This is a genomic window from Pseudomonas sp. SM4, from assembly GCF_051913165.1.
GTDB lineage: Bacteria > Pseudomonadota > Gammaproteobacteria > Pseudomonadales > Pseudomonadaceae > Aquipseudomonas.
The window spans coordinates 411,178-435,505 of the sequence record NZ_JBODOE010000004.1; the positions used below are offsets into that span (position 1 = coordinate 411,178).

The 24,328-nt window shown below is 61.7% G+C and carries 25 protein-coding genes; 4 read left to right on the top strand and 21 right to left on the bottom strand.

Features of this window, described 5'->3' with window-relative positions; genetic code table 11:
- Nucleotides 1–27: 27 nt before the first annotated feature.
- The 21 genes from ureC to cbiE form a co-directional block, all read right to left on the bottom strand.
- Nucleotides 28–1,728 (bottom strand): urease subunit alpha, encoded by a 1,701-nt coding sequence (ureC, locus tag ACQ4MY_RS10160; RefSeq protein ID WP_008085435.1) that lies wholly within the window; start codon nt 1,726–1,728, stop codon nt 28–30.
- 132 nt (nt 1,729–1,860) lie between these two features.
- Entirely contained in the window at nt 1,861–2,169 is a 309-nt protein-coding gene (locus tag ACQ4MY_RS10165; RefSeq protein ID WP_440094942.1) for an urease subunit beta, read from the bottom strand.
- Nucleotides 2,169–2,702 carry a GNAT family N-acetyltransferase gene (locus ACQ4MY_RS10170; RefSeq protein ID WP_053116839.1) on the bottom strand — a complete coding sequence of 178 codons (534 nt, stop codon included), beginning with the start codon at nt 2,700–2,702 and terminating at the stop codon, nt 2,169–2,171. The genes ACQ4MY_RS10165 and ACQ4MY_RS10170 overlap by 1 nt, the downstream gene beginning before the upstream one ends.
- 5 nt (nt 2,703–2,707) lie before the next feature.
- Nucleotides 2,708–3,241 carry an N-acetyltransferase family protein gene (locus tag ACQ4MY_RS10175; RefSeq protein ID WP_440094944.1) on the bottom strand — a complete coding sequence of 178 codons (534 nt, stop codon included), beginning with the start codon at nt 3,239–3,241 and terminating at the stop codon, nt 2,708–2,710.
- A gap of 9 nt (nt 3,242–3,250) precedes the next feature.
- A complete protein-coding gene (gene ureA / locus ACQ4MY_RS10180) occupies nt 3,251–3,553 on the bottom strand; it encodes an urease subunit gamma (protein ID WP_008085431.1) in 303 nt (100 codons plus the stop codon).
- Between the two features lie 143 nt (nt 3,554–3,696).
- On the bottom strand, nt 3,697–4,536 hold the full coding sequence (locus ACQ4MY_RS10185) for an urease accessory protein UreD (protein WP_440094945.1): 840 nt from the start codon (nt 4,534–4,536) through the stop codon (nt 3,697–3,699).
- Nucleotides 4,537–4,579: 43 nt separating this feature from the next.
- A complete protein-coding gene (urtE, locus tag ACQ4MY_RS10190) occupies nt 4,580–5,278 on the bottom strand; it encodes an urea ABC transporter ATP-binding subunit UrtE (protein WP_158830422.1) in 699 nt (232 codons plus the stop codon).
- Nucleotides 5,279–5,413: 135 nt separating this feature from the next.
- Nucleotides 5,414–6,283, bottom strand: coding sequence for an urea ABC transporter ATP-binding protein UrtD (urtD, locus tag ACQ4MY_RS10195; RefSeq protein ID WP_008078129.1), 870 nt, complete (start codon nt 6,281–6,283; stop codon nt 5,414–5,416).
- Entirely contained in the window at nt 6,280–7,359 is a 1,080-nt protein-coding gene (gene urtC, locus ACQ4MY_RS10200) for an urea ABC transporter permease subunit UrtC (protein WP_008078130.1), read from the bottom strand. Before urtC ends, urtD begins: the two co-directional genes overlap by 4 nt.
- Nucleotides 7,359–8,861 carry an urea ABC transporter permease subunit UrtB gene (gene urtB, locus ACQ4MY_RS10205; RefSeq protein ID WP_440094946.1) on the bottom strand — a complete coding sequence of 501 codons (1,503 nt, stop codon included), beginning with the start codon at nt 8,859–8,861 and terminating at the stop codon, nt 7,359–7,361. Before urtB ends, urtC begins: the two co-directional genes overlap by 1 nt.
- 238 nt (nt 8,862–9,099) lie before the next feature.
- Nucleotides 9,100–10,365: an urea ABC transporter substrate-binding protein gene (gene urtA / locus ACQ4MY_RS10210; RefSeq protein WP_397482639.1), complete on the bottom strand. Its 1,266-nt coding sequence runs from the start codon at nt 10,363–10,365 to the stop codon at nt 9,100–9,102.
- A 298-nt stretch (nt 10,366–10,663) separates the two neighbouring features.
- Complete coding sequence (locus ACQ4MY_RS10215) at nt 10,664–12,043, bottom strand: PepSY-associated TM helix domain-containing protein (RefSeq protein ID WP_440094947.1); 1,380 nt, start codon at nt 12,041–12,043, stop codon at nt 10,664–10,666.
- Nucleotides 12,044–12,144: 101 nt separating this feature from the next.
- Complete coding sequence (locus ACQ4MY_RS10220; RefSeq protein WP_440094948.1) at nt 12,145–14,265, bottom strand: TonB-dependent copper receptor; 2,121 nt, start codon at nt 14,263–14,265, stop codon at nt 12,145–12,147.
- An 84-nt stretch (nt 14,266–14,349) separates the two neighbouring features.
- On the bottom strand, nt 14,350–14,796 hold the full coding sequence (locus ACQ4MY_RS10225; RefSeq protein WP_440094949.1) for a DUF2946 domain-containing protein: 447 nt from the start codon (nt 14,794–14,796) through the stop codon (nt 14,350–14,352).
- A gap of 21 nt (nt 14,797–14,817) precedes the next feature.
- Nucleotides 14,818–15,297: a copper chaperone PCu(A)C gene (locus ACQ4MY_RS10230; RefSeq protein ID WP_440094950.1), complete on the bottom strand. Its 480-nt coding sequence runs from the start codon at nt 15,295–15,297 to the stop codon at nt 14,818–14,820.
- Between the two features lie 48 nt (nt 15,298–15,345).
- Nucleotides 15,346–15,744, bottom strand: coding sequence for a DUF2946 domain-containing protein (locus ACQ4MY_RS10235; protein WP_440094951.1), 399 nt, complete (start codon nt 15,742–15,744; stop codon nt 15,346–15,348).
- Nucleotides 15,745–15,857: 113 nt separating this feature from the next.
- Nucleotides 15,858–16,181 carry a helix-turn-helix domain-containing transcriptional regulator gene (locus ACQ4MY_RS10240; RefSeq protein WP_008078139.1) on the bottom strand — a complete coding sequence of 108 codons (324 nt, stop codon included), beginning with the start codon at nt 16,179–16,181 and terminating at the stop codon, nt 15,858–15,860.
- A gap of 19 nt (nt 16,182–16,200) precedes the next feature.
- The gene (locus ACQ4MY_RS10245; RefSeq protein ID WP_440094953.1) at nt 16,201–16,527 is read right to left on the bottom strand and encodes a type II toxin-antitoxin system RelE/ParE family toxin; all 327 of its coding nucleotides are present in this window, start codon (nt 16,525–16,527) and stop codon (nt 16,201–16,203) included.
- A gap of 56 nt (nt 16,528–16,583) precedes the next feature.
- Entirely contained in the window at nt 16,584–17,309 is a 726-nt protein-coding gene (locus ACQ4MY_RS10250) for a cobalt-precorrin-6A reductase (RefSeq protein ID WP_440094954.1), read from the bottom strand.
- Nucleotides 17,306–18,403, bottom strand: coding sequence for a cobalt-precorrin-5B (C(1))-methyltransferase (locus ACQ4MY_RS10255; RefSeq protein WP_440094956.1), 1,098 nt, complete (start codon nt 18,401–18,403; stop codon nt 17,306–17,308). Before ACQ4MY_RS10255 ends, ACQ4MY_RS10250 begins: the two co-directional genes overlap by 4 nt.
- Nucleotides 18,396–19,607 (bottom strand): precorrin-6y C5,15-methyltransferase (decarboxylating) subunit CbiE, encoded by a 1,212-nt coding sequence (gene cbiE / locus ACQ4MY_RS10260; RefSeq protein WP_440094957.1) that lies wholly within the window; start codon nt 19,605–19,607, stop codon nt 18,396–18,398. The genes ACQ4MY_RS10255 and cbiE overlap by 8 nt, the downstream gene beginning before the upstream one ends.
- Before the next feature lie 132 nt (nt 19,608–19,739).
- Here cbiE and cobG point away from each other — a divergent pair, with 132 nt between their 5' ends.
- The 4 genes from cobG to cobJ are packed head-to-tail and all read left to right on the top strand — an operon-like array spanning nt 19,740 to nt 24,088.
- Nucleotides 19,740–21,038, top strand: a complete 1,299-nt coding sequence (gene cobG, locus ACQ4MY_RS10265; RefSeq protein ID WP_440094958.1) for a precorrin-3B synthase — start codon at nt 19,740–19,742, stop codon at nt 21,036–21,038.
- Nucleotides 21,031–21,657 (top strand): precorrin-8X methylmutase, encoded by a 627-nt coding sequence (locus tag ACQ4MY_RS10270; RefSeq protein WP_440094959.1) that lies wholly within the window; start codon nt 21,031–21,033, stop codon nt 21,655–21,657. Before cobG ends, ACQ4MY_RS10270 begins: the two co-directional genes overlap by 8 nt.
- Nucleotides 21,654–22,388, top strand: coding sequence for a precorrin-2 C(20)-methyltransferase (locus ACQ4MY_RS10275; protein WP_008078151.1), 735 nt, complete (start codon nt 21,654–21,656; stop codon nt 22,386–22,388). The genes ACQ4MY_RS10270 and ACQ4MY_RS10275 overlap by 4 nt, the downstream gene beginning before the upstream one ends.
- Nucleotides 22,388–24,088 carry a precorrin-3B C(17)-methyltransferase gene (cobJ, locus tag ACQ4MY_RS10280; RefSeq protein ID WP_008078152.1) on the top strand — a complete coding sequence of 567 codons (1,701 nt, stop codon included), beginning with the start codon at nt 22,388–22,390 and terminating at the stop codon, nt 24,086–24,088. Before ACQ4MY_RS10275 ends, cobJ begins: the two co-directional genes overlap by 1 nt.
- Nucleotides 24,089–24,328: the final 240 nt, after the last annotated feature.

Here is a 24,328-nt window from a genome sequence, read left to right on the forward strand (position 1 = left end):
CGCCTCCAGGTGCTTTGCCTCAGTGGTTCAAAACAGAAAGTAGCGCTGCGCCATCGGCAATGTTTCCGCGGGCTCACACCATAGCAATACGCCGTCGGCCTTGACCTGATAAGTCTGCGGGTCGACGTCGATGTTCGGCAGGTAGTCGTTGTGGATCAGGTCGGTTTTCTGCACGTCGCGGCAACCTTTGACCACAGCGATTTTCTTCTTCAGTCCCAATGCTTCAGGCAGTCCGGCTTCCTCTGCCGCCTGACTGATAAAGGTCAGGCTGGTGGCATGCAACGAGCCACCGTAACTGGCAAACATCGGGCGGTAATGCACCGGTTGCGGCGTCGGGATCGAAGCGTTGGCGTCGCCCATGAGGCTCGCGGCAATCGCCCCGCCCTTGAGAATCAGCGTCGGTTTTACGCCGAAAAACGCCGGACGCCAGAGCACCAGGTCGGCCCATTTGCCGACCTCGATCGAACCGACCTCATGGCTGATGCCGTGGGTGATCGCCGGGTTGATCGTGTATTTGGCGATGTAGCGTTTGGCGCGGAAGTTGTCGTTGCCTGCGCCGTCCTGCGGCAGTGGGCCGCGCTGTTTTTTCATCTTGTCGGCGGTCTGCCAGGTGCGCGTGATGACTTCGCCGACGCGGCCCATGGCCTGGCTGTCGGAGCTGATCATCGAGAACGCGCCAAGGTCGTGGAGGATGTCTTCGGCGGCAATCGTCTCGCGACGGATACGGCTTTCGGCGAATGCGACGTCTTCGGCGATGCTTGGGTCGAGGTGATGGCAGACCATCAGCATGTCGAGGTGTTCGTCGATGGTGTTGCGGGTGAACGGGCGGGTGGGGTTGGTCGAACTTGGCAGCACGTTGGGGAAGCCGCAAGCCTTGATGATGTCCGGTGCGTGGCCGCCACCGGCGCCTTCGGTGTGATAGGTGTGGATGGTGCGGCCCTTGAACGCGCCGAGGGTGGTTTCGACGAAGCCGGACTCGTTGAGGGTGTCGGTGTGAATCGCCACCTGCACGTCGTATTGGTCGGCGACAGTCAGGCAGTTGTCGATGCTCGCCGGTGTGGTACCCCAGTCTTCGTGCAGCTTGAGGCCGATGGCGCCGGCCTTGACCTGTTCGATCAGCGGTTCCGGCAGGCTGGCGTTGCCCTTGCCGGTGAGGCCGATGTTCATCGGAAAGGCGTCGGCGGCCTGAAGCATGCGCGCCAGATGCCACGGGCCCGAAGTGCACGTTGTAGCGTTCGTGCCCGTGGCCGGGCCGGTGCCGCCACCGATCATGGTGGTGACGCCGCTCATCAGCGCTTCTTCGATCTGCTGTGGGCAGATGAAGTGGATGTGCGTGTCGATGCCGCCAGCGGTGAGGATCATGCCCTCGCCGGCGATCACTTCGGTGCCGGCGCCGATGGCGATGGTCACGTTGGGCTGCACGTCCGGGTTACCGGCCTTGCCGATCGCGGCGATGCGCCCGTCCTTGAGGCCGACGTCGGCTTTGACGATGCCCCAGTGGTCGATGATCAGTGCGTTGGTGATCAGTGTGTCGACGACTTCGGCGGCCAGCAATTGGCTTTGGCCCTGGCCGTCACGGATGACTTTGCCGCCACCGAATTTCACTTCTTCGCCGTAGGTGGTGAAGTCTTTTTCGACTTCAATCCACAGTTCGGTGTCGGCCAGGCGCACCTTGTCGCCGACGGTGGGGCCGAACATGTCGGCGTAGGCTTGTTTAGAAATCTTCATGTGCTTGCCTTGGGATTCAATGATCGTTCCCACGCTCTGCGTGGGAATGCCGCCATGGACGCTCTGCGTCCGCCGTTATGTGACGCGGAGCGTCACGGGATGCATTCCCACGCAGAGCGTGGGAACGATCAATCAGTCGAGATCACCCATGATTCTTCCGGCAAACCCAAACACCCGCCGATGCCCGGCGTAATCCACCAGTTCCACCTCGCGACTCTGCCCCGGTTCAAAACGCACCGCTGTCCCTGCCGGAATGTTCAGGCGCATGCCACGACTGGCCGCGCGATCAAACGCCAGCGCGTCGTTGGTTTCAAAAAAGTGATAGTGCGACCCCACCTGAATCGGCCGGTCGCCACTGTTGGCGACTTTCAGGCGGATAGTGCGGCGATCAACGTTGAGTTCGATGTCGCCGGGCTGGATCTGGTACTCGCCAGGAATCATCACTGGGCTCCTTGCAGAATCTTGTAATAGAGGGCGGTCGGTCGATAGGTGCCGTTCGGGTCGCAGGCGTAATCGGGGATGGCACCCGCGCGGGTGTAACCCAATGCCTGATAGAAATTTTCGGCGGGCGAACCCGCTTCGGTGTCGAGGTAGAGCATGCCGCGCTTGTGCTTCGGCGCTTCGAGTTCCAGCGCGCTCATCAATTGCTGACCGAGGCCGCGACGCCGCGCGTCTTCGCGCACCAGCAGTTTCTGCACCTCGGCGCGGTTCAAGCCGTTGGCCTTTTGGCAGAGGCCCAGTTGCACGCTGGCCAGCACTTCTTCGTCTTTGACCACCACCCAGAGCAGCACGCTGCCCTTGTTGACGTTGTCCTGAACCTCATCGAAATATGCGCGCGCCTGTACCGCATCGAGGTCGGCCATGAAACCGACGCTGGCGCCATAACCCACCGCGTCCAGCAGCAGATCAATCAGGCCCTGACGATAATGGGCAAAGCTTTCAGCGTTGACGCGGCGCAGTTGGGCGGCGTTCATCGGTGTCACTCCTTGATTGTTTCAGGCGGCTCCGCGCCAGGATTGAGGGTCAGTTGCATAAAGGTCAGGTCGAGCCAGCGGCCGAACTTGGTGCCGACTTGCGGCATCTGCCCGGTGGTGATGAAACCGGCTCGCTCGTGCAAGCGAATCGAAGCGGCGTTGCCACTTTCGATGGCGGCGACCATCACGTGCTTGCCGCAGTTCTTCGCCCGTTCGATCAGTGCGGTCATCAGTTGCGGGCCGAGGCCGTTGCCACGCTGGTCGCTGCGCACATAAACCGAGTGCTCGACGGTGTGGCGGAAACCCTCGAACGGCCGCCAGTCACCGAACGAAGCGTAGCCGAGCACAGTGTTGTCGGCGTCGACGATCACCAGAATCGGATAGGCCTGAGACTGACGGGCGCTGAACCACGCCTGGCGGTTGCCGAGGTCGACGGCCTGTTCATTCCAGATCGCTGTGGTGTTGAGCACGGCATCGTTGTAGATATCGCGGATCGCTGGCAGATCGGCATGCAGGGCATCGCGAATGGAGTAGGTCATGGCGCGGCCTCAGACGATCGGTTGGTGGACGGTGACCAGTTTGGTGCCGTCGGGGAACGTCGCTTCAACCTGGATCTCCGGGATCATTTCCGGGATGCCTTCCATCACTTGTTCGCGGCTGAGCAGGGTAGTGCCGAAGTGCATCAGCTCGGCCACCGTCCGGCCGTCACGCGCGCCTTCAAGCAGTGCGGCGGAGATGTAGGCCATGGCTTCCGGGTAATTGAGTTTCACGCCGCGCGCCAAACGCCGCTCGGCGACGAGGCCGGCGGTGAAGATCAGCAGCTTGTCTTTTTCGCGTGGGGTCAGGTCCATTGTGCAAATCCAGTATCGGCAGTTAAAAATAATGTCGTACACCCTGTAGGAGCTGCCGCAGGCTGCGATCTCTTGATCTTGCTGTTGAGGATCAAAAGATCGCAGCCTCGTTTCACTCGGCAGCTCCTACAGGGGAATGCATTTCAGGTGTTCCAGATTCGGGGTGGCTGGGCTTCGCGGTCCAGTAGCACCGGGCGTAGCAAGCGCCATAAATCGATGAGCCAGGCGCGTGCCAACAGCGCTTCGCCTGCCAGGCAACGAGCAACCAACAGGCCGGGCAACTGGGTCAAATCCCCGCGCACGTCATGGTCCAGCGAGCGGCAGCGCTCGAGCAATTCAGCCTCAACCTCACTGGTGACCAACAACGTCGCAAACACCGGATGGCCATCCAGCCCGATCGGCGAATCAAGCAAACCATCACCGCCGACAATGCGCTGGCGCTCATGCCAGAGCAATCGGCCGTCGCGGCGAATATCCAGATGCGCCTGAAAATGTCCGCGATCAAAGCGCTCGCCACTGGCCGGGCGACCCAACGCCACCACGTCCCAGTAAAACAGCCGCGCATCACCTTCAAGATCAATCGACGTGCTCAGCTCAGCCTGGGCGGCGCTGTAGACGATGGTTTCCTGTGGCAGCCATTCGAGCGTCGCCCCGGCAGCCACTTTCAAATCGAGCTTCTGGTAGGCCGGCCCGCCTGCGCGATACCACTTGGCCGCGCCGGGGCTGGTGATCTGTGCCCAGGCGCCTGGTTCGACACGGGCGCTGATATCGAGACGATCACCGCCGGCAATCCCGCCCGGCGGGTGGACGATGATGTGCTGGCAGACTTCGGGGCCTTCGGCGTAGAGGTGCTTTTGCACCCGCAGCGGGCCGAGGTGCCGGCGCATGACCGGGCGTGTGCAATCGCCGAAACGGGCGTAGGCGAGTTCCAGCTCGGCGTGCCAGCTCGGGGTAAACAGGGCAGGTGCAACAGTCGAATTCATGGTGTGTAATTATCGTTAGGAAGCTACAGATTAGTTCGTTGTACTAGATCGTTACCAGCCCGCGCACACCCTCGGCCTCCATATTTTCACCGCGACCCTGCTGCACGATTTCGCCCCGGGACATCACCAGGTACTGATCGGCCAGCTCCGCGGCGAAATCGTAGAACTGCTCGACCAGCAAAATCGCCATGTCGCCGCGTTCCGCGAGTTTCTTGATCACCGCGCCGATCTCTTTGATCACCGACGGTTGAATGCCTTCGGTGGGCTCGTCGAGGATCAGCAAACGCGGACGGCTGGCCAGTGCGCGACCAATCGCCAATTGCTGTTGCTGACCGCCAGAAAGATCACCGCCGCGACGCTGCTTCATTTGTAGCAGCACCGGGAACAATTCATAAATGAAACTTGGCACTTCTTTGGCTTCACTGCCGGGAAAGCGCGACAGGCCCATCAACAGGTTTTCTTCCACAGTCAGGCGCCCGAAGATTTCCCGGCCCTGCGGCACGTAGGCAATTCCGGCGTGAACGCGCTGGTGCGGCTTGAACGTGGTGATCGGTTTGCCTTCCCAGTTCACTGCGCCTTGTTTGGCTGGCAGCAGGCCCATCAGGCATTTGAGCAGGGTGGTCTTGCCGACGCCGTTGCGGCCGAGCAGGCAGGTGACTTCGCCGACTTTCACGTCGAATGAGAGACCACGCAGGATGTGGCTACCGCCGTAGTACTGATGCAGCTTGTCGACTTGCAGCATGTCCAAAATCTCCCCCGGTGATCGTTCCCACGCTCTGCGTGGGAATGCCGACATGGACGCTCTGCGTCCGCTTTTGTGTGACGCGGAGCGTCACGGGATGCATTCCCACGCAGAGCGTGGGAACGATCTAGGTCTTCAGCGGCCGAGGTAGACCTCGATCACGCGCTCGTTTTCCTGCACTTGCTCAAGCGAGCCTTCGGCCAGCACGCTGCCCTGGTGCAGCACGGTGACATGGTCAGCAATCGAGCCGACAAAGCCCATGTCATGCTCCACCACCATCAGCGAATGCTTGCCCGCCAGGCTCTTGAACAGTTCAGCGGTGAACTCGGTTTCGGCATCGGTCATCCCCGCCACCGGTTCATCGAGCAGGAGCAATTGCGGATCCTGCATCAGCAACATGCCGATCTCGAGAAACTGCTTCTGCCCGTGGGACAACAACCCTGCCGGGCGATTGACCGAGGTGGTCAGGCGAATCGTCTCCAGCACTTCGCTGATGCGATCCTTCTGCTCACCACTCAACCGCGCGCGCAAACTGGCCCACACCGACTTGTCGGTTTTCTGCGCCAGTTCAAGATTTTCAAACACGCTCAAAGCCTCGAACACCGTCGGCTTTTGAAACTTGCGACCGATGCCGGCCTGAGCAATTTGCACTTCGCTCATCTGCGTCAGGTCGAGGGTTTCACCGAACCACGCCTTGCCGTGACTCGGACGAGTCTTGCCGGTGATCACGTCCATCAGCGTGGTCTTGCCCGCACCGTTGGGGCCGATGATGCAGCGCAATTCGCCGACGCCGATGTACAGATTCAGATTGTTCAGCGCGCGGAAGCCATCGAAGCTGACGCTGATGTCTTCCAGAGTGAGGATCGTGCCGTGACGGGTATCCAGCCCCGGTCCGACCCGCTGGCCAAGGCCGATGGAATCGCGGCTGGTGCCGGCGTCCTTGTTCGGTTCGACGGGAAAAAAGGCTGGTTCCAACATGAATTCAGCGCTCGCTGTGACTCTCATTGTTCACCTCGTTTCTTCAGCAGGCCGATCACGCCTTTGGGCAGGTACAGCGTCACGACGATGAACAGCGCGCCGAGGAAGAACAGCCAGTATTCCGGGAACGCCACGGTGAACCAGCTCTTCATGCCGTTGACCACACCGGCACCGAGCAACGGCCCGATTAGAGTTCCACGACCGCCAAGAGCCACCCAAACCGCCGCTTCAATCGAGTTGGTCGGCGACATTTCGCTCGGGTTGATGATGCCCACTTGCGGCACATACAAGGCGCCGGCCAGACCGCACAACACCGCGCTCAACACCCACACGAACAGCTTGAAACCGCGCGGATCGTAGCCGCAGAACATCAAGCGGTTTTCCGCATCGCGCAACGCGGTCAGCACGCGACCGAACTTGCTCTGCGCCAAACGCCAGCCGATGAACAGGCTCGCTACCAGCAACAACACCGTCGCCAGAAACAGTACCGCGCGGGTGCCCGGTTCAGTGATGCCGAAACCGAGAATCGTGCGGAAATTGGTGAAACCATTGTTGCCACCAAACCCGGTCTCGTTGCGGAAAAACAGGAGCATGCCGGCGAAGGTCAGGGCCTGGGTCATGATCGAGAAATACACGCCTTTGATCCGCGAGCGGAAGGCGAAGAAACCGAACACCAGCGCCAGCAAACCCGGCGCCAACACCACCAGACACATCGCCCAGAGGAAGCTGCTGGTGCCGGTCCAGTACCACGGCAATTCGCTCCACGACAGGAAGGTCATGAACGCCGGCAGACCATCGCCGGCAGCTTGACGCATCAGGTACATGCCCATCGCATAACCGCCGAGGGCGAAGAACAGACCGTGGCCTAGCGAGAGCAAACCGGCGTAACCCCAGACCAGATCCAGCGCCAAAGCGACGATGGCGTAGCAGAGGATTTTGCCGACCAGCGTCAGGGTGTACGCCGAGATGTGCAGCGCATTGTCGGGCGACAACAACGACAGCAGCGGCAAGGCGATCAGCAGGGCGAGGATTACCGCACCGATGGCAATGGTGACTTTCGGCCCGGCCTTTTGCGTGGCCGTGACTAACAGAGGCTGGTTCATCAGTCGATCACCCGTCCTTTCAGTGCGAAGAGGCCTTGCGGACGTTTCTGGATAAACAGAATGATCAGCGCGAGGATCAGGATCTTGCCGAGCACCGCACCGATCTGCGGTTCGAGAATCTTGTTGGCGATGCCGAGGCCGAATGCTGCGAGCACGCTACCGGCCAACTGGCCGACGCCGCCGAGTACCACCACCAGGAACGAGTCGATGATGTAGCTCTGACCGAGGTCGGGGCCGACGTTGCCGATCTGGCTCAGCGCCACGCCGCCGAGCCCGGCGATGCCCGAGCCGAGGCCGAAGGCGAGCATGTCCACGCGCCCGGTCGGCACGCCGCAGCAAGCTGCCATGTTGCGGTTTTGAGTGACGGCGCGGACGTTGAGGCCCAAGCGCGTTTTGTTCAGCAGCAGCCACGTCAGCACCACCACGAATAGTGCGAACGCGATGATGACGATGCGGTTGTACGGCAGCACCAGATTCGGCAGCACTTGAATACCGCCGGACAGCCACGCCGGGTTGGCGACTTCAACGTTCTGCGCGCCGAACAACAGGCGCACCAGTTGAATCAGCATCAGGCTGATGCCCCACGTGGCGAGCAGGGTTTCCAGTGGTCGGCCATAGAGGTGACGAATCACCGTGCGCTCCAGTGCCATGCCGATTGCCGCCGTGACGAAGAACGCCACCGGCAGCGCGATCAACGGGTAGAACTCAATCGCTTGCGGTGCGTAGCGCTGGAACATCAGTTGCACCACATACGTCGAGTAGGCGCCGAGCATCAGCATCTCGCCGTGGGCCATGTTGATCACGCCGAGCAGGCCGAACGTGATCGCCAGACCGAGTGCCGCCAACAGCAGGATCGAACCGAGGGACATGCCGCTGAAGGCCTGACCGAGGATCTCGCCGATCAGCAGTTTGCGTTTGACCTGGGCGAGACTGGTTTCGGCGGCGGTGCGCACGTTGGTGTCGGCTTCGACGCCGGGTTCGAGCAAACCCTCGAGGCGAGTGCGGGCGAGTGGATCGCCGGTTTCGCCGAGCAACCTCACCGCCGCTAGGCGCACGGCGGGGTCAGTGTCGACCAGTTGCAGGTTGGCCAGCGCCAGGCTCAGGGCGGCGTGGACGCTTTCATCTCTTTCGCCCGCGAGTTGCTGGTCGAGGAATTTGAGCTGCGCGGGTTTCGCGCTTTTCTGCAATTGCTGCGCGGCAGTCAGACGGATTTTGGCGTCGGCGGCGAGCAATTGATGGCTGGCCATGGCGGTGTCGATCAGACCCCGCAGGCGATTGTTCAGGCGCAGGGTTTTCGGTTGGCCGTCGATGGTCAACTCGCCTTGTTGCAGGGCGTTGATCAACTCGATACGCGCCGGGTCGGGCTGCGCGGCCCAGGTTTCCAGCAGTTTGGCCTGTTGCACGGGATTGGCCGCGACAAAGTCTTCGGCATCGCCGGCGTGGGCGAGCATCGGCAGCAACAGTGCGATGGCACAGATAAAGCGGTAGAGAGCAGTGGGCATAGTCAGTCGCCTTGACGCGGACATTGTCGGATCGAGCTTTTGTGGCGAGGGGATTTATCCCCGATGGGTTGCGAAGCAGCCCCTAATCCAGCAGTCGCGGTGTATCAGATTGATCGCGTCGACTGATTTCGCGACTGCTTCGCAGCCGATCGGGGATAAATCCCCTCACCACAAAAGCTCACTCCTACAGGGGGATTGTGTCGGGCCGATAATCCTCGTCAGCCCGGCATCCAGTGACTCAGTTGCTCTTCACCGCATAATCCGGCTTCTTGTCGTTGCCCTGAATGAACGGGCTCCACGGTTGCGCACGGATCGGCCCTTCGGTTTGCCACACGACGTTGAACTGACCATCGGCCTGAATCTCGCCGATCATCACCGGTTTGTGCAGGTGGTGGTTGGTCTTGTCCATGGTCAGCGTGTAGCCCGATGGCGCCGCAAACGTCTGCCCGGCCAGCGCTTCACGCACCTTGTCGACGTCAGTGGATTTGGCTTTTTCAACTGCCTGCGCCCACATGTGGATGCCGACGTAAGTGGCTTCCATCGGGTCGTTGGTCACGGCTTTGTCCGCGCCCGGCAGGTTGTGTTTCTTCGCGTAGGCTTTCCAGTCAGCGACGAATTTCTTGTTCTGCGGGTTCTCGACGGATTCGAAGTAGTTCCATGCCGCGAGGTTGCCCACCAGCGGTTTGGTGTCGATGCCGCGCAGTTCTTCTTCGCCGACCGAGAACGCCACCACCGGTACGTCGGTGGCTTTCAGGCCTTGGTTGGCCAGTTCTTTGTAGAACGGCACGTTGGAGTCGCCGTTGACCGTCGAGATGACCGCAGTCTTGCCGCCGGCCGAGAATTTTTTGATGTTGGCGACGATGGTTTGATAGTCGCTGTGACCGAACGGCGTGTAGACCTCTTCGATGTCCTTGTCGGCCACACCTTTGGAGTGCAGGAACGAACGCAGGATTTTGTTGGTGGTGCGCGGGTAGACGTAGTCGGTGCCGAGCAGGAAGTAGCGTTTGGCGCTCCCGCCTTCTTCGCTCATCAAATATTCCACCGCCGGGATCGCTTGCTGGTTCGGCGCGGCGCCGGTGTAGAAGACGTTCGGCGACATCTCTTCGCCTTCGTATTGCACCGGGTAGAACAGCAGGCCGTTGAGCTCTTCGAACACCGGCAACACCGATTTACGCGACACTGAGGTCCAGCAGCCGAACACCACGGCAACCTTGTCCTGAGTCAGCAACTGCCGGCCCTTTTCGGCGAACAGCGGCCAGTTGGATGCCGGGTCGACAACGACTGGCTCGAGCATCTTGCCGTTGACGCCGCCCTTGGCGTTGATCTCGTCGATGGTCATCAGCGCCATGTCTTTGAGCGACGTTTCGGAGATCGCCATGGTGCCGGACAACGAATGCAGAATCCCGACCTTGATGGTCTCGGCGGCCTGGACAGTCCAGGTCATGCCCATCGCGGCAATCGATGCCGAGAGTGTGAAAGCCTTGATCAAACTGCGACGCTTCATTGTGCGATCTCCATGAACGTTAAAGTTTTTTATGGTTGGCAGATGCGGACGACTGAAGGTGTGTTTTGCAAGGGCTGTGCCCGGTCGGGTTCAGGCAGGAAAATGTCGTGTTAGAGCGCTTGCGCGGTTTTGCGCTGCACCACGAAGGGACGCGCAGGGCGCGTTGGTGCATGCGGTCGCGCCACTTTGGGGCGCGAAAAATCATGTGTAGGAGCTGCCGAAGGCTGCGATCTTTTGATCTTGCTCTTAAAACAAGATCAAAAGATCGCAGCCTGCGGCAGCTCCTACATGGGGTGGATCAGGATGAAGTCGAGGTGGACTCGGTTTGCCTGCTCAGGCGCGACAGCAGCAGGCGATCCAGCAACCACACCACCACCAGCGAAGCCCCCACCAGCGGGAAAATCACCGCCAGCGCGAGCATGATCAGCACGCCGGTTTTCCACCTCGGCAGGTCATGGCGCAGCGGCGGTACGCCGACTTTGCCCTGTGGCCGGCGCTTCCACCAGATCACCACGCCGCTGACGGCACTGAGCAGAATCATCAGGCAGATCAGCAGCACAACGATCTGATTGAAGGTGCCGAACATTTTGCCTTCGTGAAGCATCACGCCAATTTCCGTGGCACGCGCTACTGCGCCGTACTGCTCGAAACGCACATCGGCGAGCACTTTGCCGGTGTACTGATCGACGTGCAGGGTGGCGTCATTGCGTGGGTCATCGGCGAACACGGCGATGGTGAACACGCCGGTGGCGGTGGTCGGCAACGTGATGCTGTAGCCGGGTTCGACGTTGCGTCCGGCGGCGATGTTCTGCACGTTTTGCAGGCTGATGGTCGGTGCCGCCGGGCCTGCGTTGGCGCCACCGTGGGCCATGTGTTCGGCGTGGTCGCCGGACATCGGCATCGGCGTGTTTTCCATTGCCCAAGGCACGGTCTGACGCGTGGCGCTGTTAAGGGTTCGCGCTTCAACATCGGAGGTCGGCACGTTGTCCCACATCGCTGCCGGGAAGACGTTCCACACTTGCGCGTATTGCTTGCCCCAGAAACCGGTCCAGGTCATGCCACTGAGCAGCATCACCAGCAGCAATGTCGCGCCCCAGAAACCGGTGACCGCGTGCAGATCACGCCACAGCACGCGGCCGCGACTGTTCAGCCGTGGCCACAAAATGCCTGCGGCCTGACCGCGCGGCCACCACAGGAACAGCCCGGACACCACCAGCACCACGCCCCAACCGGCGGCCATTTCGATGAGCCGATCACCGACGGTGCCGATCATCAATTCGCCGTGGATGGCGCGGGCGATGGCTTGCAGGTTCTGCTTGGCATCCTGTTCGCCAAGGATGTCGCCATGGTACGGATCGACGAACACATTGAGTTCGTGACCGGCGTTGGTCACGACGAATTGCGCGCTGCGTTCGGCGTTGACCGGTGGCAGGTATTGGGTGACCTGGCCTTGTGGATAAGCGCTCTTCACCCGTTGCAGCAGGTCATCGGCCGAGACGGTGTGATGGCCGGCCGGGACGTTGAGCAGGCTGCTGTACATCAGTGAATCGAGCTGCGGTTTGAACAGGTAGATGATGCCGGTCAGGGCCAGCATCACCATGAAGGGGGCAACGAAGAGACCGGCGTAAAAATGCCAACGCCAGGCCAGGTTGTAGAAATTCGGTTTGGGCTGTTTCATCACGTGTGCTCCGCTTGGCGAATTTTTTTAGATCAAGCGATCGCAGCCTTCGGCAGCTCCTACAGGGGTGCATGCGGGCTGCGATCTTTTGACTTTTCTTGTTAGAAACTCATGTCGACCTTGGTCCAGAGCGTGCGCCCCGGCTCATTGATCGCTTGCGGGTCGTTGGCCGGGTAGCCGAAGCCGGCGTTGCCCGCCAGGTTCAGGTGTTCGGCGTAAGCCTTGCCGAACAGGTTGTCGACGCCGCTGCTCACCTTCCAGTGTTTGTTGATCCGGTAGGCACCGTTGAGTGAGAACACGCCGAAGCCCGAACTCTTGTCGTAATCCTTGCCGACCACGTTGCCCTTGTTCTGGTCGATACGGTTTTGCGCGGCAACCACCCTCCACAGTGCGCCGGCGCTCCAGTTGTCTTTGGTATAGGTCAGACCGAAGCGTGCATCCAGAGGCGGCATCTGCGGCAGAGCTTTGCCATCGCTGCTGTTTTTGCCCCAGGCGTAGGCCAGGGTCGCATCGGCTTTCCAGTGATCGGTGAGTTTGTACGCGGCACCGAGTTCACCGCCCATGATTCGCGCGTCGATGTTCTCGGCGCGCGAGGTGCTCATGCCCATCATCCCGGGCGTGTAGTCGAAGAGGATGTAGTCGCGGACCACACCGACGTAGCCCGACGCCCAGGCTTCGAGTTCGGCGCTCTTGTAGTTCACGCCGAAATCCAGCTGCGTGGTTTTTTCCGGTTTGATCGAATCGAACGCGTTGACCGATCCCGCCGGGCCGGACTTGGGCGAAAACAGCTCCCAGTAATCCGGGAAGCGCTGCGCGTGGCCTAACCCTGCATAAAGCGTGGTCGGGCTGCCGGCAAGGTCATGCTCGTAGCGAACGAAACCGCTGGGCAGGGTGTCGAAGCGGGTATCGTCGGCGGTCGGATTCGGTCGGCTCATCATTCCCGAGCCAGAGGTCTGCCGATAATCCTTGGCCGAAGCGCGGTCGACGCGGGCGCCAGTGATCAGGCGATCACGGTCGGCGGCGTACCAGGTCATCTCGCTGAATACGCCGTAGTTATGGAAGTCGGCGTCCTTGGTGTACGGCTGATTCTTGTAAGTATCGATGCCCATGCCGCTGCGTTGGCGGTGTTCGTTGGTCTGCGCATCGAGGCCGGTGATCAGTTGAATATCAGCCCAGCGCCAGGTCGCCTTGATCCGCGCGCCGAGGGTGCGGCGGTCGACGTTGGAGGCCATGGGACCTGCCATCATGCCGGTGCCGGACGGTGTGCGCAGGGTGTAGTTGTCCATCACGTGGTCGGCGTAGTTGTAGTAGACCTGCGCTTCGAGTTTCTCCAGTACGTCAGTGATGTTGGATTTTTCGAAACGCAGGCCGAGGCTTTCGCGCAGGAACTGCGAGCCGTCCATGCCGCGTCCGGCGTAGCGTGCTTCACCGTCGCCCTTGCCGGCGGTGAGCTCGATCAGGGTGTCGGCATCCGGGGTCCAGCCGACGGCGACGTCGCCGTTCCACTTGTCGTAACGCGAGGCGACGATGTCGTTGTTGCCGTCGCGGTAGTCGTCGGAGTGCGCGGTGTTGCCGATTACTCGCACGTAGCCCAACGGCCCGCCTGCAGCAGCATCGACGACTTTGTCGAAGCGTCCGTGAGAACCAGCCAGTACGCTGGCGTTCACTCGAGTACCGAGTTCGCCGAAGCTTTCCGGCTCGCGATCAAACAGCACCGTGCCCGCTGATGCGCCCGGACCCCAAAGCACGGTTTGCGGGCCTTTGATCACGGTGAGTTGGTCGTAGGTCTCCGGCGAGATGTACGAGGTCGGTGCGTCCATCCGACCCGGGCAGGCACCGAGCATCATGCTGCCGTTGGTAAGGATGTTCAGACGTGAGCCGAACATGCCGCGCAGTACTGGATCGCCGTTGGTGCCGCCATTGCGCACCAGCGCGAAGCCCGGAATGGTCTTCAGATAATCACCGCCGTCGCTGGCCGGCACCGGTTGGCGCGGGTCCTTGGGATTGGTGACGATGGTCAGTGGTGAGCTCGGCGCGATCGCGGTGATCACCGTCGGACTGAGTTCATCATTGTGGCCGGCGTGATCATCGGCCAGCACCAGCGGGGACAGCAGGACGCCGCAAAGGACGGCGGTAGCGTGCCTGAAACGAATCCGCGATTCGTTCAAAGCGAAGGACGCCGGGGCAGAACCCGAGCGTGGAACAGCAGCAAACCTGGACATGACAATTTCCATCAAACAGTCGTAAACGACACGGCCGGCAGCCTCGAGCTGTCTTCTCAACCGTGTGCAATCAAAGGTGCGTGTTTACGCGGCGATGGGCGGGGCGCGGGTGCGGGCGCCGGGGAAGAAGGTCCGCCGGGCGTGGCCCAGGCGCGGCGAGGGTGGGGTGAAGGTGTTCAGCGGCGCAATATTGAAGGCAACGAAATCGCCGCCACCGGTCAGCGCCGGGCAGTTGAACAGCAGGCTGCAATAGCCGCACTTTTCCCACAGCACGTGGTGCGAGGATTGCGGCGGGCAGTGTTCGGCATTTGGTTTCGCGTCATGGCCACTGTGATCCATGCCCGGCATGGCCATCGACATGTCCATGCTCATCGCCATGGAGGTCGAGGCGTGCTGATCCATCGGCATCGACTGAGAAATCAGTGGGCCGATGAAGATCATCAACATGGCGAACAGGGCGATCCAGCTGCCGCGGGTCAGGGTTTGAGTCTGACGGCGTTGCAGTGGCGGCCTGGCGCTCAGCGGGCGCATGGGCGGAGTCTGCCGGAGGGCTTACTGAGCGTGCGCGTGAGCCTGCGTGGTTTCCGGCGGTTTCTTCTGCACCGAGACTTCGACGGTGACGTCACCGGCCTTCTCGAAGTGCAGGGTCAGCGGGAAGCGTTTGCCGTCGCTGAGCAGGCTGCGATCGGTCGGGTTGAGCAGCATCACGTGATAGGCCATCGGCGCAAACGTCACGTTGCCGCCGGCCGGGATTTCCACGCTAGGCACTTGCTGCATCTTCATCAGATCGCCCTGCATGACGTGTTCGTGCAGTTGCGCCTCTGGAGCGATGGGCGAGTCGACGCTGAGCAGGCGGTCGTCCGTCTTGCCGGCGTTGTGAATGATGAAATAAGCGGCGACCGTCGGTGCATTCGGCGGCAGCTCTTGCGACCACGGATGAGCGATTTCCAGCTCGCCGGCCTTGTATTCGTGAGCATGGGCAAAGCACGCCGGCAGCAGCAGCGCAGCGATTACGATGAATTTGTTCAACATGGCAGTTCTCCAGAACGATTTGAAACGCAGGTCAATTGCGCGAACAAATCAAACCAGAGGGGAGGCGCGGGGATTGAGACTCGGCCATTGCTGGCGCGGCGTGGGTGTTTGCAGCAAGGCGGGCGCGACGCTGCGATTGCTTTCGTAGCGGGCGAAATACAGCTGCGGCGAATGCCCCGGCAGCGCCACCAATGGCGCCGAGCCCGAGCAGCACCAGCAATGCTGCATGTTCGAATGCGTGTCGTTGCCCGGGGCTTTTTGCTCGGTGGTGCCGATGTTGATCGCCACCATCTTGGTCCCGCTGCCGGTGCAAAAACTGCTCCAGAGCAATTGTTCGGCCGGTGAATTGGCCGCCTGCGCCATCGCCCCGGTCATCGGCATGGCGAGCATGTTGAACAGCACTGCAAAGCAGGCGATCCAGGCAATTGCTAGCCGGTGTCGGTTCATGGGACAGATCCATTGGGTGGGCGATCAGGCGCGGGCTATTTAGCCTGATCAGGGCCGATAAGTAAAAAAGCCTCGTGCGGTTTGGTGTCGCAGCGAACTCGTCAATTACTCACTCAATTCGCGGGTACGGCATGAACTTGCATATCTACACCAAGCGTAGCGCGGATTACCGAAAATATTTTGGCCAAGTTATCCATGCTCGGATTGCCTTTGGCTGAAAGCATTCGATGCAAGCTTTTACTCGGTTTTTCGGTCTCCCTTGCGAGCTCCTCGAAGCCGACAGTCGCATTGACGAGATCGCGCAGAATTATTCTGGCCATTTCTGGCTCGCCATTCAGGAACAGAGTCGCGGCCTCATCCAGTAATGCTTGAGCAAACTCCGGATCACGTTGGGCGCGTTCTGCGATTGAATGTTTGTAGCTACGAGTGAGAACCATCAATTACCTCCGGTTCTGTTCAGCTTTTTTTCGAATTCGGAATTCGGAATTCGGCTATCAAGGCTTTCGCCTGTTTGATGTCTTTCTTTTGAGTCGATTTGTCGCCGCCACCAAACAAAATGATCAGACGTTTTCCTTCTTGTATGAGGTAGATCCGGTACCCTGGCCCCCAATTGATTTTGTATTCACCCAAGCCATCGAACCATTTGATATTGGAAGTATTGCCCAATTCCAACCTGACCATGGCATTTGAGACCTTCAGTGCAGCCTGCACGCTCAAAGTGGAGATCCACCGACCAAATGGGCTTGATTCGTCTTCTTGTAGATATTCTTCGAGTGTGATCACGGCTAGCCCTGAAGGTAACAAATAGGTTACTTATCATGCAAGCAGTGGATCTTGCCCTATGAGTTGAACTCCGCCAACGCAGCAACTGTTTCTTGAAGCGACAGAAACTCCCGATCAACCCCCGGCAACTCCGGCCGCTTCAACACAATCACCGGCACCCCACGCTCGCGCGCCACTTCCAGCTTCGGCTCGGTCGCGGTGCTGCCGCTGTTCTTGCTGATCAACACATCGATCTGCCGCCGCTCGAACAGCGCTCGCTCATCCTCAAGCAGAAACGGCCCGCGCGCGCCGATGACTTCGCAGCGTTGGTTGCCGGGGTAGACGTCGAGGGCGCGCAGAGTCCAGAACTGATCCTGAGGGATTTCATTGAGGTGCTGCAGTGGTTCGCGGCCGAGGGTGAACAGCGGTCGGCGAAACGGCTTGAGCGCAGTGATCAGCTCAGCCCAGTCGCTGACTTCGCGCCAGTCATCTCCGGGCTGCGGCTGCCACGCCGGACGGCGCAATGCCCAGCAAGGGATGCCGGTCAGTTGTGCGGCGTTCGCAGCGTTCTGGCTGATCTGTGCGGCATAGGGATGTGTGGCATCGAGCAGCAGGTCGATGCCTTCGTCGCGAATGAACTGCGCCAGACCTTCAGCGCCACCGTAACCACCGACGCGCACCTGACAGGTCAGATCTGTCGGCACCCGGCCAACACCGGCGAGGCTATAGATATGTTCCGGCCCGAGCATCCGGGCAATCGCCAGCGCTTCCGTGACGCCGCCCAGCAGCAGAATCCGCTTCATGCAAAACCTCCGGCATGCCCGACAATGCCGCCCTGACGATCAATCGCAAACACCTCGACCTGCACCTGCGCCGGCACCACGCTGCGGGCGAAATTCAACGCATGTCGACAGACCTCATCGCCGAGCGCGATCCCCGCCGCACTGGCCATCGCCAACGCCTGCTGACTGGTATTGGCTTCACGAATGCCTAGCTGCAACGCCTCATCGGCGCCAATCGCGGCGGCCCACTCCGCCAGTTGCGGCAAATCGATACTCGAATGCCGCGAATGCAGATCCATGTGCCCCGCGGCCAGTTTGCTGATCTTGCCGAAGCCGCCGCACAGGCTGAGTTTATCCACAGGTACTTTGCGTAAATGCTTGAGCACCGCGCCGACGAAGTCGCCCATTTCGATCAGGGCGATTTCCGGCATATCGTAGACCCGACGCATGGTGTCTTCACTGGCGTTGCCGGTGCAGGCGGCGATGTGCAAGTAACCGTTGGTTTTCGCCACATCGATGCCCTGATGAATCGAGGCGATGTACGCCGCGCAGGAGAACGGCCGGACGATGCCGCTGGTGCCGAGGATCGACAGCCCGCCAAGAATACCCAGACGCGGGTTCATGGTTTTCAGTGCCAGCGCTTCGCCGCCCTCGACGTTGACCGTGACGTCGAAACCGCCGGCATAACCGGTCTCGGCGGCGAGCAGTGTCAGGTGATCGCTGATCATTTTGCGTGGTACCGGATTGATCGCCGGCTCACCGACGCCGAGCACCAGTCCCGGCCGGGTCACGGTGCCCACGCCGGCACCGGCATTGAAGCGAATGCCCGGCTCGGCCATCAGCCGTACCCGCGAATAGAGCAGGGCGCCGTGGGTCACATCGGGATCGTCGCCGGCATCCTTGATCGTGCCGGCCTCGGCACCGTCCTCGGTCAATCGGCAGAACTCCAGGCGCATCTGCACCTGCTTGCCTTTGGGCAAGACAATTTGCACGGCATCGGCCGACAACCCACCGAGCAACAGGCGTGCGGCGGCGAGGCTGGTGGCGGTGGCGCAACTGCCGGTGGTCAGGCCGCTGCGCAGAGGCGCGGGTTGTTCGGCGGTTTCGTCACGCATCGAGGGGTTTGACCAGATCGAGCAGGGTGATCGGCAACGCCTGACGCCAAGTGTCAAACTCGCCGAGCGGCTGCGCCTGGGCAATATGGATACGCGTCAGCTCGCCACCGTAACGTTCACGCCAGCTCATCAGGGTGACTTCGCTTTGCAGGGTCACCGCGTTGGCGACCAGTCGGCCACCGGGTTTGAGGTGTTCCCAGCAAGTTTCGAAGACTCCTTCACGGGTCACGCCGCCGCCAATGAAAATCGCGTCCGGGCGCTCCAGTCCGGCCAATGCCTGCGGGGCCTTGCCGCGAATCAGCTGCAGGCCGGGCACGCCCAGCGCATCGCGGTTATGCTCGATCAATTGCTGACGGCCATCATCGGCTTCGATGGCCAAGGCGCGGCAACTGGGGTGCGCGCGCATCCACTCGATGCCGATCGAACCGCTGCCGGCGCCGACATCCCAGAGCAGTTCGCCGGGTCTCGGGGCGAGGCGGGCGAGGGTGATGGCGCGCACGTCGCGTTTGGTCAGTTGGCCGTCATGCTGGAATGCCGAGTCGGGCAGCCCGGCGAGGCGCGACAGGCCGCCAATGCCAGAATCGGCCAGGCATTCGATGGCGATCACATTGAGATCGGCAATCAACGGGTCATTCCACTCGGATGCGCTAGCGTCGACGCGACGTTCGGCGCTGCCTCCCAAATGTTCCAGCACGCTCAGGCGACTCGAACCGAAACCGCGCTCGCGGAGCAATTGCGCAACCGCCGCCGGGCTCTGACCGTCGTTGCTCAGCAACAACAACCGCACGCCACTGAACAATTGGGCATTGAGCGCGGCCAGTGGTCGGGCCACCAGCGACAGCGTCACCAGGTCCTGCAACGGCCAGCCGAGACGTGCGGCGGCCAGTGAGCAGGACGACGGTGCCGGCAGAATCAGCATCTCCTCGCTCGGCACCTGGCGGGCAAGGCTGGCACCGACGCCGTAGAACATCGGGTCACCGCTGGCCAGCACACAGACTGCTTCGCCACGTTGCTCCAGCACCGGCGCGAGAGAAAACGGGCTCGGCCACAACTGCCGCTCGCCGCGAATACACACCGGCAGCAAATCCAGTTGACGCTGGCCACCGACGATCCGCGAGGCGCCCATCAGGGCACGCCGGGCGTTTTTGCCCAGGCCCTTGAAGCCGTCTTCACCGATTCCCACTACCGTCAGCCAGGGTGACATCTATATTCCTCTAAACACGCCGTTCCGACGGGCAGACTTTTCATGCCACCGGACAAAGCAGGCATAATACCGCGCCTTCGCCCGCGAAGCGCCTTTCCCACGCAGCCGGTCCGCCCCTTGAACGAACGCCCGATGTCCACCGCCTTACGCCCCTCGGCCTGCCCGGGGTTGCTGCGTATCGTCCAGGCACTGGATGGCGGCATCTGCCGGATCAAGCTCAATGGCGGCTCGATCAGCGCCGATCAGGCTGACGCGGTGGCCGAGGCCGCCGAGCAGTTTGCTGGCGGTGCCATTGAGGCAACCAACCGGGCCAATCTGCAGATTCGCGGGATCGGTGAGCAATCCGCTGCGCTGATCGAGCGTCTGCTCGCCGCCGGGCTCGGCCCGCGCACCGCCGCCGGTGATGACGTGCGTAACCTGATGCTCAGCCCGGCTGCCGGCATCGATCGGCAGATGCGCGTCGATACCCGCGCACTGGCCGAACAAATCCTCGACACCTTGCAGAGCCATCCACGCTTCCTGGAGTTGAGCGCCAAATTCGCCGTGCAACTGGACGGCGGCGAAGCGCTGGCGATGCTCGAACATCCGCATGACCTGTGGTTGTCGGCGTTCGAGCGCGACGGTGAACGATTGTGGGCGTTTGGCCTGGCCGGATGCCCGACAGATCGCGCCATCGGTGCGGTGGCGGCGGACCATGGCCATGCGCTGGTGGTCGCTGTGCTGGAGTTGTTCCTGCAACTGGCCCGCCCCGAGCAAACACGGATGCGGCATTTGCTCGATGAACGGCCGATGCCGGCCTTTCTCGACACACTGAAAACGCGCTTGCCGATCAAGCCGATCGGCGATTGGCAGCGCTGCGCCGTTGCGCAAGATCTGCACATTGGCGTTCATCCGCAAAATACCTCGGGGCGGGTGTACATCGGCGCCGTGCCAGCGCTCGGGCGTCTTCATCCGGCGATGTTGCGCGCGGCGGCGCAACTGGCTCGCCAGTATGGTGACGGCAGCCTGCGCTTCACCCCATGGCAAAGCCTGCTGCTGCCGAATGTTGAAACGGCCGACGCGGCGACTGTGCTTGAGGCGCTTGAACAGTCGAACCTGCTGACCCGCACCAGCGAACCGCTGACCCGTCTGATCGCCTGCACCGGTGCCAGCGGATGCGGCAAAGGCCTCGCTGACACCAAACAGGACGCGCGCCATTTGGCCACGCTGTTGCCATCGGGCGTCAGTGTGCACCTGAGCGGTTGCCCGCGTTCCTGTGCTGCCGCCCATCGTGCACCGGTGACCCTGCTGGCGGTCAGCCCCGGTCATTACGACCTCTATTTTCGCGATGCAACGCAGCCGGGTTTCGGCGCGTTGCACGCACGCAACCTTACTATTGAAGCGGCCGCGATATTGCTCGACGTCCGCGCTCGGAGCCCCCTTGATGCTTGATTACATCCGCGACGGTCAGGAGATCTATCGCAACTCCTTCGCGATCATTCGCAGCGAGGCCAATCTCGCGCGAATCCCGGCCGATCTGGAAAAACTCGCGGTGCGGGTGATCCACGCCTGCGGCATGGTCGAGGCCATTGACGGTCTGCAATTTTCCGAAGGTGCCGGCAAGGCCGGGCGCGAGGCGCTCGCCGCTGGCGCGCCGATCCTGTGTGATGCGCGGATGGTCTCCGAAGGCGTGACCCGTGCGCGTCTGCCGGCCAACAACCAAGTGATCTGCACCCTGCGCGACGACAGCGTGCCGGAACTTGCGCGTGAACTGGGCAACACCCGTTCAGCGGCAGCGCTGGAGCTCTGGCGTCCGCATCTGGAAGGCAGCGTCGTGGTGATCGGCAACGCGCCGACCGCGCTGTTTTACCTGCTGGAAATGCTCGATGCCGGCGCACCGAAACCGGCGCTGATCCTCGGCTTCCCGGTGGGCTTCGTCGGCGCTGCCGAATCGAAAGCGGCACTGGCCGCCGACAGCCGCGGCGTGCCGTTCGTGATCATGCAAGGCCGCCTCGGTGGCAGCGCCATGGCTGCGGCTGCCGTCAACGCCCTCGCCACGGAGATCGAATGATGCAGGCTCAAGGACGTTTGATTGGCCTGGGCGTCGGCCCCGGTGATCCGGAACTGATTACCGTCAAGGCCCTGCGTTTGCTGCGTGAGTCGCCGGTGGTCGCGTACTTCGTCGCCAAGGGCAAAAAGGGCAATGCTTTCGGCATCATCGAAGCCCATTTGCAGGAAGCGCAGAACCTGCTGCCGCTGGTCTACCCGGTGACCACCGAAGCGCTGCCGGCGCCGCTCTCCTATGAACAGGTGATCAGCGATTTCTACGATGAAGCCGCCGAAACGGTGGCCGCGCACCTGGATGCCGGTCGCGACGTCGCGGTGATCTGTGAAGGCGATCCGTTCTTCTACGGTTCCTACATGTACCTGCACGATCGCCTCGCCACGCGCTATGAAGCGCAAGTGGTGCCGGGCGTCTGTTCGATGCTCGGCGGCGCTTCGGTGCTGGGCGCGCCGTTGGTGTATCGCAACCAGAGCCTGTCGGTACTCTCCGGCGTGTTGCCCCATGAAGAACTGAAACGCCGTCTGGCCGATGCCGACGCCGCCGTGATCATGAAGCTGGGGCGCAACTTCCCGAAAGTCCGTCAGGTGCTCGAAGAACTCGGTCTGGCCGAGCGTGCGCTGTATGTCGAACGCGCGACCATGGCCAATCAGAAGATTGTGCCGATGGATCAGGTCGAGCCGATGTCCTCGCCGTATTTCTCGCTGATCATCGTGCCCGGCGAACGGTGGCAAGGCTGATGACTCAATCAACGCCAGCCATTGTCATTCTCGGTCAGGGCAGCCTGGCCACGGCCCGTCGCGTTCAACAAGTCTATCCGGCGGCGCAGATCCATGGCCTCGCCGGGCGGGTCGAGGGCGCCGATTGCAGTTATCAGGAGTTCGGCGCAACCCTGCGCGCGCTGTATCAGCAGGACACGCCGATCATTGCCTTGTGCGCCGCCGGCATTGTCATCCGCACGCTGGCGCCGCTGTTGCTGGAGAAGGGCGCCGAGCCTGCCGTGCTCGCCGTGGCTGAAGATGGCAGCGCTGTGGTGCCGCTGCTCGGTGGCCTGGGCGGGGTGAACGTCATGGCGCGGGAAATCGCGGCGGCGTTGCAAGTCGCCGCCGCCATCACCACCAGCGGCGAATTGCGCTTTGGCACGTGCCTGCTCAACCCGCCCAGCGGTTATGCGCTGGCGGACCTGGAGTCGGGCAAGCGCTTTGTCTCGGATCTGTTGGCCGGGCACAGCGTGCGTATCGAAGGCGCGGCGCCGTGGCTGGATCAGGCGCAGTTGCCGGAAGATCCACAGGCGCAGCGTTCGATTCATGTGGGCAGTGCCGCGCGTCAAGCGAGCGCCAATGAACTGCTGATCTATCCGCGCAGTGTGGCGGTGGCGATCAGTGCCGACGTTGGGGATCTGCCGGAAGCCGTTCGCGCGGCTTTGCTGCACGCGAACATTGCGCTGCCATCGCTCGCCTGCCTGCTGGCCGCCGACACTGAAATGGCCTCGATGAACTTGCACGAGGCGGCGCTTGAACTCGGCGTACCGCTGCGGTTTGTCGCCGCGCAAAGTGACCTTGCCGCATTGGCAGCCGTTGCCGTATCTGACGCAAAGATCGTCACTGCCGACAACCTTGCCGTCGCGATTGCCGAGCAACCGCTGGACGTTGCAACGATCGGTCGTCGACGCGGGCGTCTCGCCGTCATCGGCCTCGGCCCCGGTGCTGCCGAACTGATGGTGCCGGCGGTCAAAGCCGAACTGGCGCGCTGCACTGACGTGCTCGGTTATGAAACCTACGTACGCATGGCCGGCCCGTTCCGCGATGACCAGGTGCAACATTGCACCGACAACCGCGAAGAAATGCAGCGCGCCCGCCACGCCTTCAGGCTGGCGGCCGAGGGCCGTTCGGTGATCGTGGTGTCGTCGGGTGATCCGGGCGTATTCGCCATGGCGGCGGCGGTGCTCGAAGCGTTGCACGAGTCGGATGATCCGGCCTGGCACAGCGTCGACCTGGAAATCCTGCCGGGTGTCTCGGCATCGCTGGCCACTGCAGCACAGGCCGGTGCGCCGCTGGGGCACGACTTCTGTGTGATGTCGCTGTCGGACAACCTCAAGCCGTGGTCGATCATCGAGAAACGTCTGGACCTGGCTGCGGAGGCGGATCTGGCCTTGGCCTTCTACAACCCGATCTCCAAGGCTCGGCCGTGGCAGTTGGGCCGCGCGCTGGAAATCGTCGGCCAGCACCGCACAGCGCAAACCCCGGTGGTACTGGGGCGCGACATCGGCCGACCAGGGCAGACACTGCGCGCCACGACGCTGGGGGCGCTGACCCCGGATCAGGTGGACATGCGCACGATGGTGCTGATCGGCTCGTCCACCACCTGCACGTTCCCGCGTGCCGACGGTAGCAGCTGGGTTTACACCCCACGCTGGTACGGTGAAAAACCCGCCTCCTGAAATCATGCGGCCCGCGCTGGGCCGCCTATCCCTTCCTGCGTCAGCCTCGCTCAGGTATTTATTCGCTTATCGCTGTAGGCATCTTCCTGAATGCCGACGTAAAGCCAGCTGGCGGGTGCAGGTTTTTTTACATTGGGTTGTCAGTCTATTTACTGCCTTGATTGAAGTTGTTTCCGACTGATTGCAGATGTAAGTAATGTTTTTGTTGTTTTACGCTGTGAGCGCTATTTGCGTGCTGGT

What these genes read in the sequence shown, in the direction of transcription:
- ureA (WP_008085431.1), bottom strand. Translation starts at nt 3,553, where the DNA reads ATGGACCTGACCCCACGCGAAAAAGACAAGCTGCTGATCTTCACCGCC.
- ACQ4MY_RS10185 (WP_440094945.1), bottom strand. Translation starts at nt 4,536, where the DNA reads ATGAATTCGACTGTTGCACCTGCCCTGTTTACCCCGAGCTGGCACGCC.
- ACQ4MY_RS10215 (WP_440094947.1), bottom strand. Translation starts at nt 12,043, where the DNA reads ATGAAACAGCCCAAACCGAATTTCTACAACCTGGCCTGGCGTTGGCAT.
- cbiE (WP_440094957.1), bottom strand. Translation starts at nt 19,607, where the DNA reads ATGTCACCCTGGCTGACGGTAGTGGGAATCGGTGAAGACGGCTTCAAG.
- ACQ4MY_RS10250 (WP_440094954.1), bottom strand. Translation starts at nt 17,309, where the DNA reads ATGAAGCGGATTCTGCTGCTGGGCGGCGTCACGGAAGCGCTGGCGATT.
- ACQ4MY_RS10275 (WP_008078151.1), top strand. Translation starts at nt 21,654, where the DNA reads ATGATGCAGGCTCAAGGACGTTTGATTGGCCTGGGCGTCGGCCCCGGT.
- ACQ4MY_RS10225 (WP_440094949.1), bottom strand. Translation starts at nt 14,796, where the DNA reads ATGCGCCCGCTGAGCGCCAGGCCGCCACTGCAACGCCGTCAGACTCAA.
- ACQ4MY_RS10230 (WP_440094950.1), bottom strand. Translation starts at nt 15,297, where the DNA reads ATGTTGAACAAATTCATCGTAATCGCTGCGCTGCTGCTGCCGGCGTGC.
- ACQ4MY_RS10175 (WP_440094944.1), bottom strand. Translation starts at nt 3,241, where the DNA reads ATGACCTACTCCATTCGCGATGCCCTGCATGCCGATCTGCCAGCGATC.
- ACQ4MY_RS10165 (WP_440094942.1), bottom strand. Translation starts at nt 2,169, where the DNA reads ATGATTCCTGGCGAGTACCAGATCCAGCCCGGCGACATCGAACTCAAC.
- cobG (WP_440094958.1), top strand. Translation starts at nt 19,740, where the DNA reads ATGTCCACCGCCTTACGCCCCTCGGCCTGCCCGGGGTTGCTGCGTATC.
- ACQ4MY_RS10240 (WP_008078139.1), bottom strand. Translation starts at nt 16,181, where the DNA reads ATGGTTCTCACTCGTAGCTACAAACATTCAATCGCAGAACGCGCCCAA.
- urtC (WP_008078130.1), bottom strand. Translation starts at nt 7,359, where the DNA reads ATGAACCAGCCTCTGTTAGTCACGGCCACGCAAAAGGCCGGGCCGAAA.
- ACQ4MY_RS10220 (WP_440094948.1), bottom strand. Translation starts at nt 14,265, where the DNA reads ATGTCCAGGTTTGCTGCTGTTCCACGCTCGGGTTCTGCCCCGGCGTCC.
- urtA (WP_397482639.1), bottom strand. Translation starts at nt 10,365, where the DNA reads ATGAAGCGTCGCAGTTTGATCAAGGCTTTCACACTCTCGGCATCGATT.
- ACQ4MY_RS10235 (WP_440094951.1), bottom strand. Translation starts at nt 15,744, where the DNA reads ATGAACCGACACCGGCTAGCAATTGCCTGGATCGCCTGCTTTGCAGTG.
- urtD (WP_008078129.1), bottom strand. Translation starts at nt 6,283, where the DNA reads ATGAGAGTCACAGCGAGCGCTGAATTCATGTTGGAACCAGCCTTTTTT.
- cobJ (WP_008078152.1), top strand. Translation starts at nt 22,388, where the DNA reads ATGACTCAATCAACGCCAGCCATTGTCATTCTCGGTCAGGGCAGCCTG.
- ACQ4MY_RS10255 (WP_440094956.1), bottom strand. Translation starts at nt 18,403, where the DNA reads ATGCGTGACGAAACCGCCGAACAACCCGCGCCTCTGCGCAGCGGCCTG.
- urtB (WP_440094946.1), bottom strand. Translation starts at nt 8,861, where the DNA reads ATGCCCACTGCTCTCTACCGCTTTATCTGTGCCATCGCACTGTTGCTG.
- ureC (WP_008085435.1), bottom strand. Translation starts at nt 1,728, where the DNA reads ATGAAGATTTCTAAACAAGCCTACGCCGACATGTTCGGCCCCACCGTC.
- ACQ4MY_RS10270 (WP_440094959.1), top strand. Translation starts at nt 21,031, where the DNA reads ATGCTTGATTACATCCGCGACGGTCAGGAGATCTATCGCAACTCCTTC.
- ACQ4MY_RS10170 (WP_053116839.1), bottom strand. Translation starts at nt 2,702, where the DNA reads ATGAACGCCGCCCAACTGCGCCGCGTCAACGCTGAAAGCTTTGCCCAT.
- urtE (WP_158830422.1), bottom strand. Translation starts at nt 5,278, where the DNA reads ATGCTGCAAGTCGACAAGCTGCATCAGTACTACGGCGGTAGCCACATC.